At 70.2% G+C, this 19,083-nt stretch carries 13 protein-coding genes; 1 reads left to right on the top strand and 12 read right to left on the bottom strand.

The window, feature by feature from the left end; translation table 11 throughout:
• Positions 1-4: 4 nt before the first annotated feature.
• The 11 genes from FHX60_RS08965 to FHX60_RS08915 all read right to left on the bottom strand — a co-directional run bounded on the left by FHX60_RS08965 (position 5) and on the right by FHX60_RS08915 (position 16,776).
• Entirely contained in the window at positions 5-4,525 is a 4,521-nt protein-coding gene (locus FHX60_RS08965; RefSeq protein ID WP_183283117.1) for a condensation domain-containing protein, read from the bottom strand.
• Positions 4,526-4,582: 57 nt separating this feature from the next.
• Positions 4,583-5,347: a thioesterase II family protein gene (locus FHX60_RS08960; protein WP_183283116.1), complete on the bottom strand. Its 765-nt coding sequence runs from the start codon at positions 5,345-5,347 to the stop codon at positions 4,583-4,585.
• 2 nt (positions 5,348-5,349) lie between these two features.
• Positions 5,350-5,571, bottom strand: coding sequence for an MbtH family protein (locus FHX60_RS08955; RefSeq protein WP_116385046.1), 222 nt, complete (start codon positions 5,569-5,571; stop codon positions 5,350-5,352).
• A gap of 208 nt (positions 5,572-5,779) precedes the next feature.
• Positions 5,780-6,196, bottom strand: a complete 417-nt coding sequence (locus FHX60_RS08950) for an SRPBCC family protein (protein WP_092316818.1) — start codon at positions 6,194-6,196, stop codon at positions 5,780-5,782.
• A 256-nt stretch (positions 6,197-6,452) separates the two neighbouring features.
• Positions 6,453-8,543, bottom strand: a complete 2,091-nt coding sequence (locus FHX60_RS08945; RefSeq protein ID WP_183283115.1) for a BCCT family transporter — start codon at positions 8,541-8,543, stop codon at positions 6,453-6,455.
• Positions 8,544-8,710: 167 nt separating this feature from the next.
• Positions 8,711-9,487 (bottom strand): HpcH/HpaI aldolase family protein, encoded by a 777-nt coding sequence (locus tag FHX60_RS08940; RefSeq protein WP_183283114.1) that lies wholly within the window; start codon positions 9,485-9,487, stop codon positions 8,711-8,713.
• Positions 9,474-10,706 (bottom strand): type III PLP-dependent enzyme, encoded by a 1,233-nt coding sequence (locus FHX60_RS08935; RefSeq protein ID WP_183283113.1) that lies wholly within the window; start codon positions 10,704-10,706, stop codon positions 9,474-9,476. Before FHX60_RS08935 ends, FHX60_RS08940 begins: the two co-directional genes overlap by 14 nt.
• On the bottom strand, positions 10,703-12,556 hold the full coding sequence (locus FHX60_RS08930) for an IucA/IucC family protein (protein ID WP_260163801.1): 1,854 nt from the start codon (positions 12,554-12,556) through the stop codon (positions 10,703-10,705). Before FHX60_RS08930 ends, FHX60_RS08935 begins: the two co-directional genes overlap by 4 nt.
• 28 nt (positions 12,557-12,584) lie before the next feature.
• Positions 12,585-13,757, bottom strand: coding sequence for an MFS transporter (locus tag FHX60_RS08925; protein WP_183283112.1), 1,173 nt, complete (start codon positions 13,755-13,757; stop codon positions 12,585-12,587).
• Complete coding sequence (locus tag FHX60_RS08920; RefSeq protein WP_183283111.1) at positions 13,754-15,574, bottom strand: IucA/IucC family protein; 1,821 nt, start codon at positions 15,572-15,574, stop codon at positions 13,754-13,756. The genes FHX60_RS08925 and FHX60_RS08920 overlap by 4 nt, the downstream gene beginning before the upstream one ends.
• Positions 15,571-16,776, bottom strand: a complete 1,206-nt coding sequence (locus FHX60_RS08915) for an ATP-grasp domain-containing protein (RefSeq protein WP_183283110.1) — start codon at positions 16,774-16,776, stop codon at positions 15,571-15,573. Before FHX60_RS08915 ends, FHX60_RS08920 begins: the two co-directional genes overlap by 4 nt.
• 375 nt (positions 16,777-17,151) lie before the next feature.
• Between FHX60_RS08915 and FHX60_RS08910 the strand changes: the two genes are divergently transcribed.
• Positions 17,152-17,637, top strand: coding sequence for a helix-turn-helix transcriptional regulator (locus FHX60_RS08910; protein ID WP_243419773.1), 486 nt, complete (start codon positions 17,152-17,154; stop codon positions 17,635-17,637).
• 42 nt (positions 17,638-17,679) lie between these two features.
• Here the strand turns inward: FHX60_RS08910 and FHX60_RS08905 are convergent, their stop codons facing one another.
• Complete coding sequence (locus FHX60_RS08905; protein ID WP_183283428.1) at positions 17,680-19,080, bottom strand: 3-deoxy-D-arabino-heptulosonate 7-phosphate synthase; 1,401 nt, start codon at positions 19,078-19,080, stop codon at positions 17,680-17,682.
• Positions 19,081-19,083: the final 3 nt, after the last annotated feature.

Below are 19,083 nucleotides of genomic sequence, written 5' to 3'. Positions count from 1 at the left end.
CGGTTCAGCCCTCCAGCGCGGTGTCGGCCGCCACCGCGGCGTGCTGCGCGTCGGTGCGTGCCGCCAGCGGCGGCAGGTCCTTGCGCTCGAACATGTCGCCCATCGCCACCACGATCTTGCGCGGGCCCTGGTAGGGGTCGCGCGCATGGGCGGCCAGCATGTTGTCCAGCATCACCACGTCGCCCTGGCGCCAGGCAAAGCGCACCGCGCAGGCTTCATACAGTTCGCCGATCAGGGCCATGACGTCGTCGCCGATCGGGCTGCCGTCGCCGAAGGTCACCTGGCGCGGCATCCGCTGCGGGCCGACGATGTCCAGCAGGTCGCGCCGCACCTCCGGGTCCAGGCAGGCCGTGTGGTGCAGCTGGACCTGGTTGAAGAAGCTGCGTTCGCCGGTGACCGGGTGCACGATCACCGCCGGGCAGTGCTCGCGCGTCTGCAGCGTGTCGGCGTCCAGCCAGGCAAAGTCGGTGCCGGAGGCGCGCAGCCGCGCTTCGACCTCGTCGCTCGAATCGGTCTTGAAGAAGTCGCGCCAGCTCACGTCGAGCTTGTCGTTGAAGGTACGCACATAGCGCAGCCCCTTGCGCTCGAAGCGTTCGGCCAGTTCGCGGGGCAGCCGGCGGTACATCTCGCGGCAATCGACGATGGGCGTGGCGCCGCCCACTGGCGACGGCAGCTCGCAGAAGAACCATTGCTTGCGCGGCCAGCGCGGCAGGTGCGCGCTTTCGTTGTGGAACAGGATCATCTCGCGCTCGGGGTACGGCGTGGAACGGTAGGTGTTGCGGCCGCCTTCCTTCTTCGGCAGGTCGCCGTAGGCGCCGTACAGGCCGGGCTCGATCGATTCGGCGAACTGCTCGAATTCCTGCGGCGTGCGCAGGCCGAAGCCGCGCAGCAGGATGCCGCCGTGGCGGCACAGCGTGGCCTCGATCTGCTCGCGGTGCGCCAGCGCCCATGCCACCGGATCGAGATCGGGCGAGGCGGGCTCCATCACGATCGGGAAGGTCTGGCCAGGTGCCAGGAACGAGGTCCGCACCAGCGGTGCGGCGGGGGCGGCAGGAGTTGCCTCGGCGGCGCGCCGGGGCAGGCCGGCGAGCTTGCCGAGTTTGTCGAGCTTGCTGGGGCGAGGCGCGGTGGCAGTCATGGCGGGCAGTTCTGGAGCGGATTCGCAAAGGCCGGCCGGCACCTGGAAGCCGGCCAGTGGAGAGTCGGGGGCGGCCAGCGCCTGCGCCAGCACGGCACCGTAGGCATCGGCGAGGCGTTGCATGGCGGCGCGCGGGAACAGCGCGGTGGCATAGACCCATTCGGCGCGCAGGCCTTCGTCGCACGGTTCGAGAAACACGGCCAGGTCGAACTTGGCCGCGTGCACCGGCGTGGGCAGGCGCGCGGCGTGCAGGCCGTCGAAGCCGCGCGCCTGGCCGGGGGTGTTCTGCAGCACGAACAGGACCTGCACCAGCGGATGCCAGGCGCGCTCGCGCGGCACGCCGGCGGCTTCGACGATGCGCTCGAACGGCAGGGACTGGTGGTCGAACGCGGCCAGCGTGCGCGTGCGCACCTGCGCCAGCAGTTCGGCAAAGCGCAGCCCGCCGTGGCATTGCGCGCGCAGCGGCAGCACGTTGACGAAGAAGCCGACCAGTTCCTCCAGCTCGCGGCGCGGGCGGCCGGCCACATCGATGCCGACGAGCTGGTCTTCGGCGCCGCTGATCCGGTGCAGCAAGGCGTGGAAGGCGGCCAGCAGCACCATGTAGCGCGAGGCGCCATGGGCCTGCGCCAGCGCGTCGGCGTGCGCCAGCAGCGCGGCGGGGAGGGTGGTGCAGCACGCGGCACCGTCGCTCGATGCCACCGGCGGGCGCCGGGTGGGCGTGGGCAGGGTCGGCAGCTTGGGCGCGTCCCGCAGCGCGGCGCGCCAGTAGTCGGCCTCGGCCTGCCGTTGGGGGCCGGTGTCGGCGCCGCGCTGGTGCGCCGCGTAGTCGGCGTACTGGATCGGCAGCGGCTCGCAGGCGACCGCGACGCCGGCCCGTGCCGCGTTGTAGGCGGCGGCAAGCGTATCGAGCAGGATGGCGACGGACCAGCCATCGCCGACGATATGGTGGAGCGTGAGCAGCAGCGCGTGGTCGTCGGCGGCCATCCGCACCAGGCGCGCGCGCAGCAATGGCGCCTGCGCCAGGTTGAACGGGTCGCGTGCCTGGCCTTCGGCCAGTTCCTGCAGCGCGGCATCGCGTTGGCCCGGGCTCAGCGCCGAAAGGTCGCTGAGGGGCAGGTCGAGCGCCAGTTCGGCTTCGATGTGGGCGTACGGGGCGCCCTGCGCATCGGCGGGATAGCTGGTGCGCAGGATCTCGTGGCGCGCGACCAGCGCGTTCAGGGCGGCGTGCAGCGCCGCGGTGTCCAGTGTGCCGGTGAGGCGCAGCCCGCCGGCCATGTTGTAGGTCCAGCGATCTGCTTCGGCGGCAATGCGGTCGGTCAGCCAGAGCCGCTGCTGCGCCGGCGCCAGTGGCATTTGCGGCAGGCGTGGCACGGGGGCAAGCGGCGCTTCGGCGGCATCGCCTTGCAGCTGGTCGAGCGCGGCGGCGCAGGCTTGCAGCGTGGGATGCTCGAACAGCAGGCGCATCGGCACCGCGGCGCCATATTGCTCGCGCAGCCGCGCCACCAGGCGCGCCGCGCTCAGCGAGTTGCCGCCGCTGGCAAAGAAATGCGCATCGCGGCCGGCCGGCGCAGTGCCTAGCAATTGCTGCCACAGCGCAGCCAGCGCGAGCTCGGTTGCGCCGCGCGGGGTATCAACTGGTGCGGAGGCCGGGTCCGCGGCAGCGGTGCCGCCGCGCGCAAAGCTGCCGTGCGCCCAGACCGCGCACGCGTCCAGGCTGTCATCCAGCCAGCCGGCGCGGCACGCGCTGCGCTGCAGCTTGCCGCTGGTGGTCTTGGGCAGGCCGCCAGGGTTGAGCAGCAGCGCGACCGCCAGCGGTTCGCCGCAGGCGTTGCCGACCGCCTGCGCCAGCGCCTGCACCAGGGCCACGTGGCCGACGCGCTTCTGCTCCGGACGGGAGATTTCCACGGCGATGCCGATGCCCTCGCCGTCGGGGCCTTCGGCCGCGAACGCTGCCACCCGGCCGCGACGCGCGGCGGGCACCTGCTCTTCGACCGCGCGCTCGATGTCCTGCGGATAGAGGTTCTGGCCGCGCACGATGATCAGGTCCTTGCGGCGCCCGGCGATATAGAGCTGCCCGCCATGCCACAGGCCGAGGTCGCCGGTGCGCAGCCAGCGGTCTGCGCCGGCATCGTCGCCGTAGGCCGCGGCACTGGCTTCGGCATTGCGCCAGTAGCCGCCGCACAGGCTGGGCCCGGCGATCTCGATCTCGCCGATCTGTCCGTCGGGCAGCGCTTGCCGGTCGGTGCCGGCGATGCGGATGGCATGGCCGGCGCGCGGGAAGCCGCACCCGACCAGTTCCATGCCGTCCTGCGCCGGTTCCGCGTTGCCGCGCGCCAGCGCGGCCGCATCGAAGCGCGTGCTGACCATGCCGGCGCCGCGCTCGGAGCCCGTGGCGAACAGGGTGGCCTCGGCCAGGCCGTAGCACGGATACAGCGCCTGCTGCCGGAAGCCGGCCGCGGCAAAGCGCTCGACAAAGGCGCGCAGGGTGTCGGCGCGCACCGGCTCGGCGCCGGAGTAGGCCACCGCCCAGCTCGACAGGTCGAGCCCGGCCAGATGGCTGTCGCGCACGCGTTCGACGCACAGCCGGAAGGCAAAGTCCGGGCCGCCGGACAGCGTGCCGCGATGCTGGCTGATCGCCTGCAGCCAGCGCACCGGACGCTCCAGGAAGAACTGCGGCGACATCAGCACCACCGGGATACCGCTGTGGATGGGCTGCAGCAACCCGCCGATCAGGCCCATGTCGTGATACAGCGGCAGCCAGCTGACCATCACGTCGGCGTGCCCCACGCGCATGCCTGCGGCAATCGCCACTTCATTCGCCATGACATTGCCATGGCTGACCATGACGCCCTTCGGCGAGGCCGTCGAGCCCGAGGTGTACTGCAGGAAGGCCAGCGTCCCGGCCCGGGCAGGGTAGGGCTGCCAGGGTTCCGCCGCGGCGGGCAGGGTGGCATCGGCAGCCACCACCGCCGCGCCGGGCGCAATCTCGGCCAGCGCCTCGGCGTGGTCGCGCGCCTGCGCGCTGGTGGTCAGCAGCAGCGCCGGTTCGGCGTCGGCGGCAATCGCGCGCAGGCGCGCCGCCTGCGCGGAGCGCACGGCGCCGGGCTCGAACGCCGGCACCGCGACCAGTCCGGCGTACAGGCAGGCGAAGAAGGCGCTGACGTAGTCGATGCCGCTGTCCATCAGCAGCAGCGCGCGTGCGCCCGGCTCGGCCTGCGCGGCCAGGTGCGCCGCCAGCGCGCGCACGCGCATGTCCAGCGCGGCGTAGCTGTAGCGGGTTTCGCCGGCGGCGTCGACGATGACCAGTGCCGTGTCGGCGCCGCGCTGCGCGGCCAACAGGCTGAGACGGGCCACCAGCGTGGCCGGTAGATTCGGATCGGGCTGCATGCTTGGATCGGCTCTTCGGGAAGACGGTTGGCGTTGGGTCCTGCGTGGCGGGGCGGGTCAGGCGGGCAATAGCGGGGCGGATGCCGCGGTCAGGGATGCCCCCGTGCCGGCGGCGGGCGCTGCGTCCAGGCAGGCAATGAGCCGGCCGACCACCTCGGCCTGGCTGTCGTGCAGGAAGAAGTGGCCGCCAGCGAACCAGTCGAGGGTGTGTCCGGCGCGGGTCTCGATGGCCCAGGCGTGGAGGTCGGCCGGTGCAATCGGGTCGTCAAGGCCGGCAAACACGTGCACGGGCAAGGGCAGGGGCGCCACTGCGCCGCACCGGAAGCTTTCGCACACGCGATAGTCGGCGTCGAGCACATCGAGCGTCAGGCGCAGCAGCTCGGCATCGGCAAACACCGCCTCGGGCGTGCCGCCGTGCTTGCGCAGGTCGGCGCTCAGCGCGGCGTCGCCGCGCAGTGCCGCCAGCCGGCCCGGATCGCGCCGGGTCGGGGCGGCGCAGCCGGACACCACCAGCCGCTGCGGCAGGGCGTGGCCGCGCTCGCGCAGCAGGTGGCAGAGGCGCCAGGCCAGCAGCCCGCCCATGCTGTGGCCGAACAGGACGTACGGGCCGGCGCGGCGCTCGAGCTGGCGGCACAGCACGTCGGCCATGTCAGCCGCGAGCGCCTCGAAATCGCGCAGCAGCGGCTGGTCGAGCCGCGCACCGCGGCCCGGCGGCTCCAGCGGAACCAGCCCGACCTGCGCCGGCAGCAGGCGCCGCCAGCGCAGGTACGCCGTGGCGCTGGCCCCCGCGTAAGGCAGGCAGTACAGCTGCAGGGGCGCCATGGTCAGGCGCCCGCCTGCGCTTGCGCCTCCATGAAGCGGCGCAGGCTGAGCGGACGCATGTCCACCCAGGTGCGCTCGATATAGTCAAGGCAGGCCTGCCGGTTGCCGCTGAACCCCGCCGCGCGCCAGCCGCCGGGCACGGCCTTGTAGTCCGGCCAGATCGAATACTGTTCTTCGTGGTTGACGAGGACCAGGAAAGTGGCGTCGTCGCGGTCGAAACTCATGGCGGGCTCCCGTTCAGTGCAAGGTGTGTGGCGCCATCTGGCGCATCACCCTGTTGGACGAAGGCGGAACGGGAATATTTAGGCGGGAACGGGCCGCGGCGGCGGCCCGACGGGCAGGGCCGGGTCCTGGCGAGAGAACCGGGCGGAATCCGGGAGGGTGTCGCGGCCTGCCGGCCAGGCCGCGACCGCGCTGGTCACGACGACGCCGTCATGCCCGCGCCTCGATGAACTCCTTGAAGCGCTTGAGGTCGCCCTCGACCTTGCGTTTGAGCACGCCGGCGGCATCTCCGACCGCCTCGACCACGCCCTCGGTTTCGTAATTCATGCGCACCGACACCCGGGTCGCGCCCGCATCCAGCGGAGAAAAATTCACCTGGCCCGAGTTCTCCGCCCCGGCGACGCTGCGCCACGCGATGCACTGGTCGGCGACATTCTGCGTTATCTCGGCATCCCACTCCTTCTGCTTCCCGCCGACCTCGGCGCGCCAGTGCAGACGGCGGTCATCGAGCTGCCTCACCTCTTCGACACCCTCCATGAACCGCGGAAATTCCTCGAACCGGCACCATTGCTGATACGCGACCTGCACCGGCACCCGGACGTCGATCGACTCTTCGATGGTTGACATAGCACCTCCTTTTTTCAAAAGGCGGGCGAACCGGTGCAAATCTCGTTCCAGAGGCGTGGCGCGGCGCCGGCACCCGCCAGGGCGATGGGGACACGAGCGGTGCAGAAATTACGCGCAGCACTGGAAGAACAGGCCGGGAATGCCGGACCCTGGGGGAACCGCGGCGTGCGGATGCCGCCACACAGGGGTGCCGGCGGGGATCAGGCGTCTTGCCAGTATCCGGGAAGAGGGCAGGGATGCCGCCCCGCTGCCCGCCTCATTCCCGTTCCCCACCCGGCGACGCATGCCCTGGCGCACGCCGCAGCAACTGCGTGCGCCGGTCGGCGGCCAGCGACAGATAGCGCTCATAGTGGCGCAGGATGTCCGCGATGATCTCTTCCTGCCGCAGATACTGGATGTCGTAGCCTTCGCGGCCATCCTCGAAGAACGTCACCGGCGCATAGGCGTGCTGGCGCCGCGCCTCTGGCTCGGCCGCCTCGCGTACCAGGAACGATGGCAGCAGCTGGCGCCGGCAATGCACGCCGTAGACGAAGTCGCGCATGTCCGCCACCGGGATGGTCAGTCGCGCGCCGGGGCCACCCGGCTCGCCCGGCTCGGTATCGTCAGCGTGCAGCCGCACCGTGCTGGCGACGCCGCGCCGCTCCAGCTCGGCCGACACGTCGCGCATCGCCGGCACCACCGAGCCCTCGATAAACTGCCGCACATCGGTCTCGCTGGGCTGGTGGACGATCTGCGCCAGCCGGCGGCGCCAGTGCTGGCCGCTCCAGAAGCTGGTGGCCGGCGCCAGCTCCTGCGATGAATGCGCGAGATCCGCCTGCAGCCCCTGCCATAGTCCGTAGCACAGCGCCAGCATCACCAGCGCCACCGGCAGCGCCGCCACCAGGGTCATGGCCTGCAATGCCTTGAGGCCGCCGGCCACCATCAGGGTGGCCGCGGTCGCGCCCAGCACCGCGGCCCAGAACAAGCGCTGCCATACCGGCGAGCCGCTCGCGCCCTGCGAGGCGATGGTGTCGATGACGAAGGCGCCGGAATCCGCCGAGGTCACGAAGAACACCGCGATCAGCACGATCGCCAGCCATGACAGCACCGTGCTGAACGGGAAATAGCCGAAGAAGCGGAACAGCAGCGCGTCGACATTGCCGGCCGCCTGACCCAGCGCGCCCGCGGCGGCATGCATGTCGAGCCAGATCGCGGTATTGCCGAAGGCCGTCATCCACACCAGGTTGAACGCGGTCGGCACCAGCAGCACACCGATCACGAACTGGCGGATCGTCCGTCCGCGCGAAATGCGCGCGATAAACATGCCGACGAACGGCGACCACGAGATCCACCAGGCCCAGTACAGGATGGTCCAGTCGCCGAACCAGCCGGCATCGCGCGTGGGGGCATAGGCATAGGTCCGCAGCGACAGGCCCACCACGCCGGACAGGTAGTTGCCGATGTTGTCGCTGAGCGCGCGCAACAGCGTCACGGTCGGCCCCTCGACTATGATGAAGGCCAGCAGCACGAAGGCGAGCGTAAGGTTTAGCTCGGACAGGCGGCGCACGCCCTTGTCGAGTCCCGTCGCCGCGGAGATGCCGGCCAGCGCCACCACGGCGGCCACCAGCCCGACGCGGAAACCCGCGCCGCCGGTATCCCAGCCGACCACCTGCTCCAGCCCCGCGCCCAGCTGCAGCACGCCGTAGCCCAGCGTGGTGGCAATGCCGGCGATGGTGCCGACCAGCGCAAAGGCATCGACGGCATGGCCGGCAACACCGTTGATGCGCTGATGCAGCACCGGATACAGCCCGGAGCGCATGGTCAGCGGAAGGTTATAGCGGAAGCCGAAATACGCCAGCACCAGCCCCATCACGCCATACACCGCCCAGGCATGGAAGCCCCAGTGGAAGAACGTCATCAGCATGGCCTCGCGCGCGGCCCCGGGCGTGCCGCCGGCGGCGGTCGGCGGCTTCAGGTAGTGCTGCATGGGCTCGCCCACGCCGAAGTACATCAGCCCGATGCCCATGCCGGCGGCGAACAGCATGGCGGTCCACGAGACAAAACTGAACTCGGGCCGGGCATCGTCCGGCCCCAGCCGGATGTCGCCGAAACGGCTGCCCGCGACCAGCACCAGGAACAGCAGGAAGATGGTGACGGTGAGGGTGTAGAACCAGTCGAAATGGCTCGTGACCCAGGCCTGTGCTTCGGAGAACATGGCATCGGCCTGGCGCGGATACGCGGCGCAGAACCCCAGCAGCAGGCCCACCGCCAGCAATGCCGGCACGACCACCTGGGGCTTGAGCGTGGTGCGCGGGCGCGCGGAGGCCGGACCGGAGGTGCCGGGCGCGGCGGCGTGCGGGTCGTTCATGCAAGCTCCTGTCGCGTTGTGCCAGCTTGCATGATGCCAGAGCGGGTGAGCCACGCATACCGGCTGTCAGCGTGCGCGGCGCGGCGGGTCGATGCGGTATCGCCGGTCCGGCGTGCAGCGCGTCCGGCCGTGCGTTCGCTAAGCCGGGGGTATCGCTCGTCTATGATTCAGCATGATGGTTCATGCCGGTAGCGCGCAACCAGTTGCTTCATCGCGCGGAAGGCGGTGGCGCGATCGTCCCCCAGCAGGAAGGCGTGCACGCCTTGCTCGCGCCATTGCTCGCATTGTCCGGCCGCGCGCGGAATGGCGCAGAACGGCACGCCGCGGGCCTGGCAGGCCTGCGCGATGCGGCGGATCGCAGCCTGCACGGATGGATGCTGCGCGTCGGCGGGAACGCCCAGGCTTTGCGACAGGTCGATCGCGCCCTCCAGCACCATGTCGATGCCCGGCACGGCCACGATTTCTTCGATGGCGTCGACCCCGGCGCGGTCCTCGATCATCGCCACCACCATCAGCTCGCGATTGGCCCGCTCCATGTACTCGGGCAATGCCAGCGTACCGAAGCCAGTGGTCCGGCCGCCGGCGATGCCGCGCTTGCCGAGAGGGTGGTAGCGCGCGCTGTGGACCGCCAGTTCGGCGGTCGCGCGGCTGCATACGTGCGGCACCACGATGCCCTGCGCGCCGGCATCCAGCACCCGCAGGATGATGTCCGGCGCTGCCCACGGCACCCGGACCAGTGCCGTGGTGCCGGCGCATTCCGCGGCGCGGATCATGTTCTCCAGCGTCTGCGGGTTCACGCCGACATGCTCGAGGTCCAGGATCACGAAGTCGAAGCCGGCGTAGCCGATCATCTCTGTCATCAGCGGCAACGGCAGCGAGTTGATCAGACCGAACACATCGCGCCCGTCCGCGAGCGCGGCCTTGAGACGGTTAGGCTGCAGCATGGGCAGCCTCCACCGGCAGGTAGCAGTGCCGCGGGTGCGGGTGGCGCAGGAAGTCGTGGTGCGAGATATGCCAGGCATAGGCGCCGGCGTACGGGAACACCACCAGGTCGCCGGCGCGCACGCTGTCGACGTACGCGTCGTGCGCCAGGATGTCCTTGGGCGTGCACAGCTGACCGACCACGCTGACGCGCGCCTCGCGCACGCCGGGGCGGGCGAACGGATAGCGCCAGGACGCCACCGGCAGCACCCGGAACGGGTGGCTGTGCCCCTGCGCATAGGGCGTGCGGAAGTGGTGCGTCCCGCCGCTGGCCACGGCGAAGGCCCGGTCGAATGCGTGCTTGACGTCGATCACCTCCATTGCGTAGTAGCCGCAGAACGCGGTGATATAGCGTCCGCATTCGAAGCGCACGGTCAGCCCGTCGCGCTGTGCCGACAGCGCCGGCAGGCCTTCGGCAAAGCGGGCCCAGTCGAACTGCCGTTCGGGCTCGCGGTAATTGACGCCGATGCCGCCGCCGACGTTGACCTGGTCAAGCATGTCGAGCCCGTATTCTGCGCGCCAGCGCCTGACCTGCTGCAGGTAAGCGTCGAGCAGGCGCAGGTGGGCGGCGGCGTCGAGCTGGTGGGACATCAGGTGGAAATGGAAGCCGCGCAGCCGGATTTCAGGGTGCGCGCGCAGCCATGCCAGGCATGCGGGCAGCTGGTCCCCGGCGATGCCGAACGGCGTGGGCTTGCCGCCCATCATCAGCGTGGTAGCCTGCAGCCCTTCGAGCGCCAGGTTGACGCGCAGCAGCACCGGCGCAGTGGTGCCGCGCTCGCGCGCGAGCCAGGCCAGGCGTTCCAGCTCATGCAGGCTTTCCACATGCAGCGCCTCGACCCCGAGTTCCAGCGCGCCGGCCAATTCCGCGTCGGTCTTGCCGGGGCCGCTGAAGATCAGCGGCACCTCGGCAAAGTGCTCGCGCACCCAGGCCAGCTCGCCGCCAGAGGAAATCTCGAAGCCATGCGCCAGCGGCGCCAGGGTCTGCAGGATCGGCAGGTCGGAGTTGGCCTTGATGGCGTAGAACAGCTCGAAGCCCGGCGGCAGGCTGCCCGCAATGGTGGCGGCGTGCGCCCGCAGCGCCTCGAGGTCGTAGACGTAGGCGCTGAGCGGGGCGCCCGCGTCGGCGAGCGCCTGGTGCAGGTGGCCGGCGACGTGCGACCAGCGCAGTACGGGGGCGGTCATTGCCATGCCGCCTCCATGCCGGCGAAGGGAATCGGATTGGCGACGGGCACGTAGGTCGAGGCGCGGTCGGCGCGCTGGAAGAAGCGGTTGCTGAAATTGGTCTTGGCCGGGAACGGGCGGCCGGCGAGCAGGCCGTTGATGCGCCGCGCCGACGCCGCATTGCCGTGGCGATGCTGGTAGGTGTGCAGGTGATGGCGCACCACCGCCCACAGCCGCGCGGTCAGGGCCTGCCTGCCGGCACCGAGCTGTGCGATCACTTCGCACAGGTTGTTGACGAACACGCAATAGGCGACGCGGTTCCAGCCCTGCTCCTCGTCATACCATAGCGACGACCGGGCGCGTTCGCTGATGCCGGCCATGGACGACGCGGGATGGCGCGCAGGCGTCAGCTTGACCCCCTCGAAGTCGCGCAGGAACAACTGCGCCGGCATGTCCTGGCGCAGGCCCAGCACCACGTTCTGCAGGTGCGGCTCGAAGATGATGCCGTGCGTGAAGAAGAGGTGGAACACCGGATAGATCAACTGCTCCACATACGCGGAGAACCAGCGCTCGGTCATGGCATCCACCGTGGTCCTTTCCCGCGCGGCGAGCGCCGTGAGCAGGCGCTGCATGCGCGCATCGCCGTAATAGTGGTTGCCGAACAGCGAGCCGGCCAGCAGCGGCACGCAGTCGGGCGCGCGCAGCGTATCCACGCTCTGGCGCAGGATCAGGCCGAAGCCTTCGATGACCTGGCGGTTCTGCTCGATGTCGGCGTGCCCGAGATCGACCGACAAAAACGCCGGCTCTTCCATCAGCGCCAGGCCAGGGAACTCGCGCGCCAGTTCCGGCAGCAGCGGGCGCAGCACGCGGTTGACGTGCATGGCGCTCTCCAGCTCATACCATGCGTTCTTGCGCACGCAGTTGGTAATGCGGATATTCAGCGACAGCTTGTAGAAGTACGGATTGCCAGGCTGGTACAGGGTCCGGATCGACGAAGTGGGAAAGAAGTCCGCGCCCTGCGTGCCCAGGTCTTGCAGGCGTCCGCTTGCCAGCGCATCGCGCACGAGCGGATGCTCGCGCAAGTAGCCCGCCTGCCACGGATGGACCGGCACCGCGACGCGATCGGCGGCTACGGCCGGGGCATTCGCCGCGATCAGCTGGTCGCAGCTGGCGTCGAGCAGCGACTGCTGCGCGATGTCATCGCGCGGCACCGCGAACCATGCCAGCGCAAAGCGCGTGCGCAACTCAGGCGAGTAGCGCAGCAGGTCCTCGTCGGAAAAGCCCTGCCGGCTTTTCGGCGTGGGATGGAAGGGATGGCCAAAGGTCAGCGATTGTTCGGAATCGATATAGGCGTCGACCGGATCGGCCGGGATCGTCGCGGATACCGGCACCGACAGCACTTCGGTGCTGACGGCGACGCTGTTGCGGATCTGCTCCATCAGCTCGGTGTTGGGGGGCAGTTCATGCTGTTGCGCCATCTCGCGCAGCAGCAGCGCGGCCAGCGCTTCCCAGTCGAGCAGCGCCCACGGCTTGTTCTCGGCCTTGTGGAAGACCGGCGACAGGTAGCGGTAGTTGCCGGTCAGCCAGGCCCCGCCGACCACGGCCAGCAAGCGGTCGTGGATATGCGGCAGCTGCACTTCCAGCACCTGGGCCGGTTCGCGCTGCAGGGTCATGGCGATGGTCGCGGGCCAGTCGTTCTGCCCGACCGGCGGGCCGACGCGCAACTGGCCGGCGGGGGCCGCGACTTCGCGGCAGTAGCAGTTCAGCAGCGTTTCCTGGCAGCGCCGCGCGGCGGCCAGTCCGGCCAGTTCCGCCATGTCAGCCAAGGGGCGGCGCGTGCCGGCAGGTTCCATCTTGCTTTGCGTTTGCATTGTCTTGTGACCTCGTTCTCGGGAGGGATCAGAGCGGGCTCATCCGCTGTCGGGCGGTAAGAAGGTAGGCAACGGCCGGCACCAGCAACGCCGCGCCAAGCAGGTAGGGCGCGCGCTGGCCGGCCAGGCTGACGGCGGCGCCGGCGCCAAGCCCGGCCGCGACGCCGCCCCATTTCGAACTGCTTTCGAACCAGCCGAAGGTGCGGCCGGCGTTGCCCGCGTGCACCACGCTGGCGACCAGCGCATGCAGCGCGATAAAGCCGACCGTCATGGCGATGCCCATCAGCACCCGCCAGGCCACCAGCGCGGGCAGCTCCAGCGGCGCGGCCTGGGCCAGCAGCGCGACCGCCAGCGTGCCGTAGGCGGTGGCAAGCAGCGTCAGCGATGGGGCCAGCCCCAGCCGCCGCGACAGCAGCGGTGCCGCCGCCAGGTACACCAGGTGCGGCAGGCCGAACAGCAGCCCGGCGGCGGCCGTGGAGAGGGCGGGCATGCGGTGCTGCAGGTCCGGGATGAAGTAGGGGAACGTCGCCACGGTGGCAAGCACGAACGCGAACTGCAGCACATAGATCTGCCGCGGCGTCGCCGGCGCCGCCGCGCCGGCGACGGTGGCGCGTGCCGCCGGCCGCTGCGCCGCGCCGGTGGCGTCGCCCGCGGGCAGCCAGGCGATCAGCGCCGCGGCGGCCAGCGGCAGCAGCGCCAGCCAGCGGTACAGTTCGATCGGCGATCCGTTCCCCATCCACAGGCCGAGGCAGGCCGGCGCCGCCACCAGCGCGGCGCGCGCCGACCATTGCATCGCCGTCAGGCTGCGGGTCAGGGTGGTGCCGCTGGCGACCGTGGCCAGGTAGGCGTTGGAGGCCGAGAACGTTCCGCCCAGCACGCCCTGCAGCACCAGCGCCGCCAGGAACGCAAACGAGCTGGTCGCGTAGCTGGCCAGCAGGAAGCTTGCCGCCAGCCCCAGTTGCGCGCGCATCAGCAGCGGCTTCTTGCCGAAGCGGTCCGCGAGCCGGCCCCACCATGGCGCCGAGATCGCCGCCAGCAGCGTTGGCACCACGTAGAACGCGCCCGCGAGCCACGGCACGTCGTTGTGCAGCGAACGCTGCAGGATCAGGGCGAAGAACGGCGGCATGCCCAGCGCCGCAAACGCGGCGATGAAATGGCACAGCATCACCACCGCGACCACCCGGCGCGTGCCGGCGCTCATGCGGCCACCCTGAGGAAATTGGGGGCACGCTTGCCGTAGAACTTGTTGACGTCGGTCGCGCCGGTCTGGGCCTTTTCCGCCAGCGACGCCGCGGTCAGCAGGTACTTCAAATGCAGCCGGTCGTCGTCGAGCAGCACCTGGCGCGCGCAGGCTGTGTCTTCACCCGCGGCGGCCAGGTCGGCAAGGACGGCCTCCACGTGGCGCCGCACGCGCGCGTAGCCGGCGGCCGGGTCGGTGCCGCGACGCTGCGCCAGGCCTTCCACCAGCGCCGCAATGTTCAGCTGCAGCGTGATGGTGACGAACATCTGCGCCAGCGGCAACGCCGCGTCGACGCCGATGCGCTGGTCTTCCAGGCCGTCCAGGCGCGCCGCCAGTGCCGGCCAGCGGCGCGCGAGCATGGCGCGGTCGATGCGCGCGGCATCGTTGTCCTTGAGCATCAGGCGCAGGCCGTCGTCGCCGTAGACCAGCATCGAGTTCTGCTGGTTCGATTCCAGCGCCGCGCCATAACGCAACCACAGCGTCAGGTGCAGCTGCAGGGTCAGCGCCAGGTAGGCGTCGAGCCAGGCCTCGAGATCGCCGCCGTGATAGCGGTCAGCGAGTTCCTCGGCCACGCACTGGCCACTGGCGGTTTCAGCCAGCAGGCCCGCCACCGGGACCACCGTCTTGTCCGCCAGTTGCAGCTCGGGATAGCGGCGCAGGATATAGCCCAGGAACGGGCGCTGGTCGACATGGGCGCCGTTGGCTTCGTCGGTCAGCAGCACCTGCCCGTGCAGGGTGGGCTCCTGCCGGACAATGTCGCCAAGCAGGGTCTGGATGCGATGGCCGTCGCCGATGGTGCTGGGCTTGATGGTGCGGATGTTCTTGGCGCCCAGGGTGCGGATCGTCAGCGGCAGCTTGATATGCCAGGCGGGAGCGTCGAGCACGACCAGCGAGCGCACCGACAAGGTGGGCGACACGCGCAGGCAGGCGCGCGGTGCGCGGATGACCTGGCCGTCAAGCCCGGCATCGGCGAGGAAACCATCGAGGTGATGCTGCCAGACGAAGGGATGCACCGGGACCAGCGCATGCGAGCGGGCCAGCGCGGGATCCAGGCCGACCTCGGCGAACTCCGGCCAGTTGGGTGGCAGCGCGTCGCCGCTGGCATGATGGCACTGGCGCGGGACCGCAAGCCAGTTCAGCGCGAATGCGGGCTGGAACTCGGGCGCGTAGCGGGCCAGGTCGGTGGCGGCAAAGCCCAGCTTGGCGCGCGCGGTGGGGTAGTAGGGGTGGTCGAGAAAGCCCGCGACGCGATCGTAGTGCAGCATGCGCTGGTTCCAGTCGGGCAGCGCGTGGCCGCCAGCGCTGCCCGCCTGCGCGAACCAGCGTGCGCGCTCGGCCATCGAGACGGCGCGATGCTCCGCCGCGGCACGGCATTCGTCGAAGTAGGCGGTGAACAGGCGCGCATCTTCCCCGGGCAGGCCGTCCGCGAATGCGGCCAGGATGGATTCGACCTCATGCAGCGCGGAGAACGCGCCGCCCGCCTCGCGCAGCACGGGCAGGCGGGTCAGGCGCCATTCCTGCATATAGCGCGTCGGGGTGACCGGGATCCACAGGGTGCCGGCGCCGAGGTGCGGGACGCGCAGCCACTGCTGGCTGGCGTCGAAACCCTGGGCATCGGCGGCGGGTACCGCTTCAGCGCCGCGGATTTCGCCCCGGCTGACGCAGGCGCGCACGTCTTCGCGCAGCAGGGTGTCGACCACGCGGACGCAGATATAGGCCGCATCGGCATTGGTCGCCGTGGCGGACTTGCTCGTCTGACCAGGCAGGCGGGCGGTCATTGTGCGATCTCCCAGGCCAGCTTGCTGCTGGCCAGTTCGACCGCCGCGGCAAGACCCGCGCTGTCGGGGCCGCTGCCGCGCAGCACGCCCAGGTAATCCTTGTTGGAGTTGGTCAGCTGGATCGCGTCGCCGACCTTGCGCAGCGGCTGGTAGGTCAGGCGAACGCCATCGCCTTCATGCTGGCTATGGGCGGGCGCGTGCCGCAGCGTGCCTTCCGCCTGCGCGGTGAAATAGCGGATCCACGCCGCCCGCCTCGGCACCTCGAGCGCTGGCAGCGCCTCGCCCAGGTGCAGGCGCAGGACCTGCTCGAACAGCGGGAACTGCAGGGTGTCGGACAGCAGGAACTCGCGGTAGTCGCCGATGCTGCGGTAGTTGATCTCGATCAGCCGCGGCCCCTTCGCGGTCAGCACGTATTCGGTATGGCAGGCGCCGAAGCCGATGCCGAAGCGGCGGATGGTGTCCAGCACCTCGGCTTCGACCGAGGCGGGCAGGCCGGTGCCCCATACCGCTTCCAGCTCGACGAAATACGGCGGCGGCGACAGCGTCACGCGAAAACCGCCCAGCGCGCGCAGCTCCTTGCCATCGCCCAGCGTTTCGAGCGTATACAGCGGGCCCTCCAGGTATTCCTCGAGCAGCAATGCCTGGCCCGGGTGCCGCGCCCAGATCTCGCCGCATTGCCCGGCCAGCTCGGCGTGGCTGCGCGCCAGGCTGACCTGCTGGCTGGCGACGCCTTCGCGCGGCTTGACGATGCACGGCATCGGCACGTCGGCCAGCGCGGCCAGGCTGGCGTTGTCGCAAACGACCGCGTGCCAGAGCGTGTCGATGCCCGACTCTGCCAGGCGCCGCCGCATCTCTGCCTTGTTCTTGGCGGCGTAGGCGGTGCGCCAGTCCTTGCCCGGCAGGCCAAAGTACGCCGCGGCGATCGCCGTGGCGGCCTGCAGGTGATCGCTATTGGAAAACACGGCCGCGGGCTTGGCACCGCGGCGCGTGATGGCATCGATTACCGCCAGCGGGTTGAAGACATCGCACGGGACGATGTCATCCGGGTAGGCGGGCAGGCCGGTGCCGGCAAAGTGTGCGCGATGGGCATCGGCACAATCCGTCAACAAGACGACGGAGTGCCCCAGCGCGCGCGCCGCCGGCAGGAATCCCTCGTTGACGGCGGGGGTCGGTACGTGTGCGAGTACGAAAATCTCTTGCATGAGTCGGGCCTCAGGTGGAGTGCGGGGGAGCGCAATGTGCAACGCAGGGGGTACGAAGCAGCCGAATCATGCTAATGCGACTCATTCTCACGCTCAACGCGATCGGGGGCGGGAAGCGGCATTTGCCAGGGCCGCTCGGGCCGTTTGTTCCGTACTCGGGTGCCATCCACAGCACACCATCCGGGCCCGGTACATATGTCCGGTACGAACTTTGTGCCAGCCAGGCCACTTGTGGGGGCGGTTTTGCCGCTACGGGTCTTGGCCTGTTATTGAGAATCAGTTACATTACGCGTCCGCCGTGCTGCGCGTTTCCCGCAGCCGGCACTGTCATGGTTGGCCCGAGACCGAACGCCTATGCCCCCAAAGTTCTTGCTCATGCTTGCCGTCTTCCCGCTTTATCAGGCATGGGACCTGTACCAGCTTGTCAGCAGCGGGCCGTCGTTCCACTTTTATGCCGAAACCGCGGCGACGCTTGCGTTCCTGGTGATCCTCGGGATCGTGATCGGAGAGCGACGACGCGCCTTGCACGCGTTCGAAACGCTCAAGCATTCGGCCGATGCCGCAGTGCGCGCGGCGGCCGAACGCGACGCGGCCGCACAGCGGTCCACGCGCGACTTCCTGCAGTCGATGCAGGAGCAGTTCGAGCGCTGGGGCCTCACGCCGGCCGAAAGGGACGTTGCATTACTGCTGGTCAAGGGCCTGTCGCTGGAAGAAATCGCCGGCGTGCGCGAGACCGGGGCCAAGACCGTGCGGCAGCACGCCGCCAACCTTTATGCCAAAGCCAAGGTCAGCGGACGGCATCAGTTGGCGGCATTCTTCTTCGAAGACCTGCTGGCGCCGCGTCCTGGTAGTGGAACATAGCTCGGCCAGCCCGGCGCGCGTCTTGACCCGGCCATCCCTTGGCTACACCGCGGCCAGCAAGTCGTCGGTATGCACCATCAGTTCACGGACCTGCCGCAACACCGCATACTGGTTGAGCACGGCACGCCAGCCGGGCGCTTCCAGCAGGGCATGCCAGACCGGCTCGAGCGCGCGCGCGTCGGCGGGCGTTCCCGCCATCAGGGCGGCGGCGAAGTCCAGCGTCGGCGTTGCCGACAGCAACTGCATCCGGGCGGCGGCGCTAAGCAAGCGTGGCGCCGGCTCGGGAGGCGCATCGCAGCAATAGAGCACCGTGCGGGACAGCGCCGTGGCTGCCGAGGGCAGGGCGCACAGCGCTGCGCCTCGCAGCGGCACCGTGCCTTCGCGGGTCGCAAACGGATAGACGGCGTCCTTGTCCGCATGCGCGAGCAGGCGCAAGCCGCGCAGCAGCCGCGGAAAATCCGTGGTGGCGGCGTCGACGGAGGCCTTGACCTCGACCAGCAGGCACACGTCCCAGGCCGGTGTGCCGCCCGCGGTGTCGCCTGTCGCCGCGACTTGCCTGAGCAGCACCACATCCCATTCGCTCTTGGCATGCTGGTGCGCCGCCGGGATCGCTGCCGGCACGCGCATCGACGTCACCACGCGGTAGGGTGACGGTGCGCCCACGGCCGCATTAAGCCGCTGCGCCAGCGCCTGGAGCGCCTGTGCGGCCAGCGCCTCGGCGGCTTCGCCACGCTGCCGCGCCGACAGCCCCTGCGCGACGGCGGAGGCGCTGCCCGAGCGCGGACCGTACCGTTCCCACAGCATCCGGTATTCCACGACGAGCGGGTCCGACGCCAGCGCATCCAGGCGCCGCAGGCGTGCCAGGGCCGGATGTTCCAGCAGTGGGATCACGCCGCGCGCCGCCGGCGAATCGCCCGCCGACGCAGGCGTGTGAGATATCCCCAGCAGGTGCTGCGCGGCATCGTGCAGTTCGTTCCAGGCGCCAGCGCCGGCGCATGCATGCAGCCGCGCCAGCGCCTCGCGTTGCGCGCCGGGGCCCAGGCGTTGCTGTTTGCCGGGATGGGCGAGCGCATTGACGGCGGCGTGGACGAGGCGGCGATCCTGGTCCGCACGCACGGACAGCGACGCGTACTCCCGCACGGGCGCGGCCCGATGCCGCAGCACCATGGCCTGAAACACCGGATCCCCACCATCCGCGCGCGTCGCCTCGCGCACCATGCGCGCGAGCGCGCCAGTGAAGCGGTCTTGGCACCCCACATCCGGCGTCTCGCCCCGCGCCAACGCGGCGCGGGCCTGTTCGATCACGAGCGCGAGCGTCGTTGCCGGACTGGCATCGAGGGCGGGCTCGCAGGCGCCGTCGAGCGCCGGCAGGCGATAGCGGCGCGGAACGGCGCGCAGCATCGCGTCGAGCAAGGGGTGTGGGGGGAGAGGGGGCTTGTCCATGTC

The organism is Cupriavidus alkaliphilus, assembly GCF_014191175.1.
In the GTDB taxonomy this organism is placed as follows: Bacteria; Pseudomonadota; Gammaproteobacteria; order Burkholderiales; family Burkholderiaceae; genus Cupriavidus; species Cupriavidus alkaliphilus.
The sequence above is the reverse complement of the archived record's forward strand: the minus strand, read 5'-3'. Positions and strand labels throughout refer to the sequence as shown.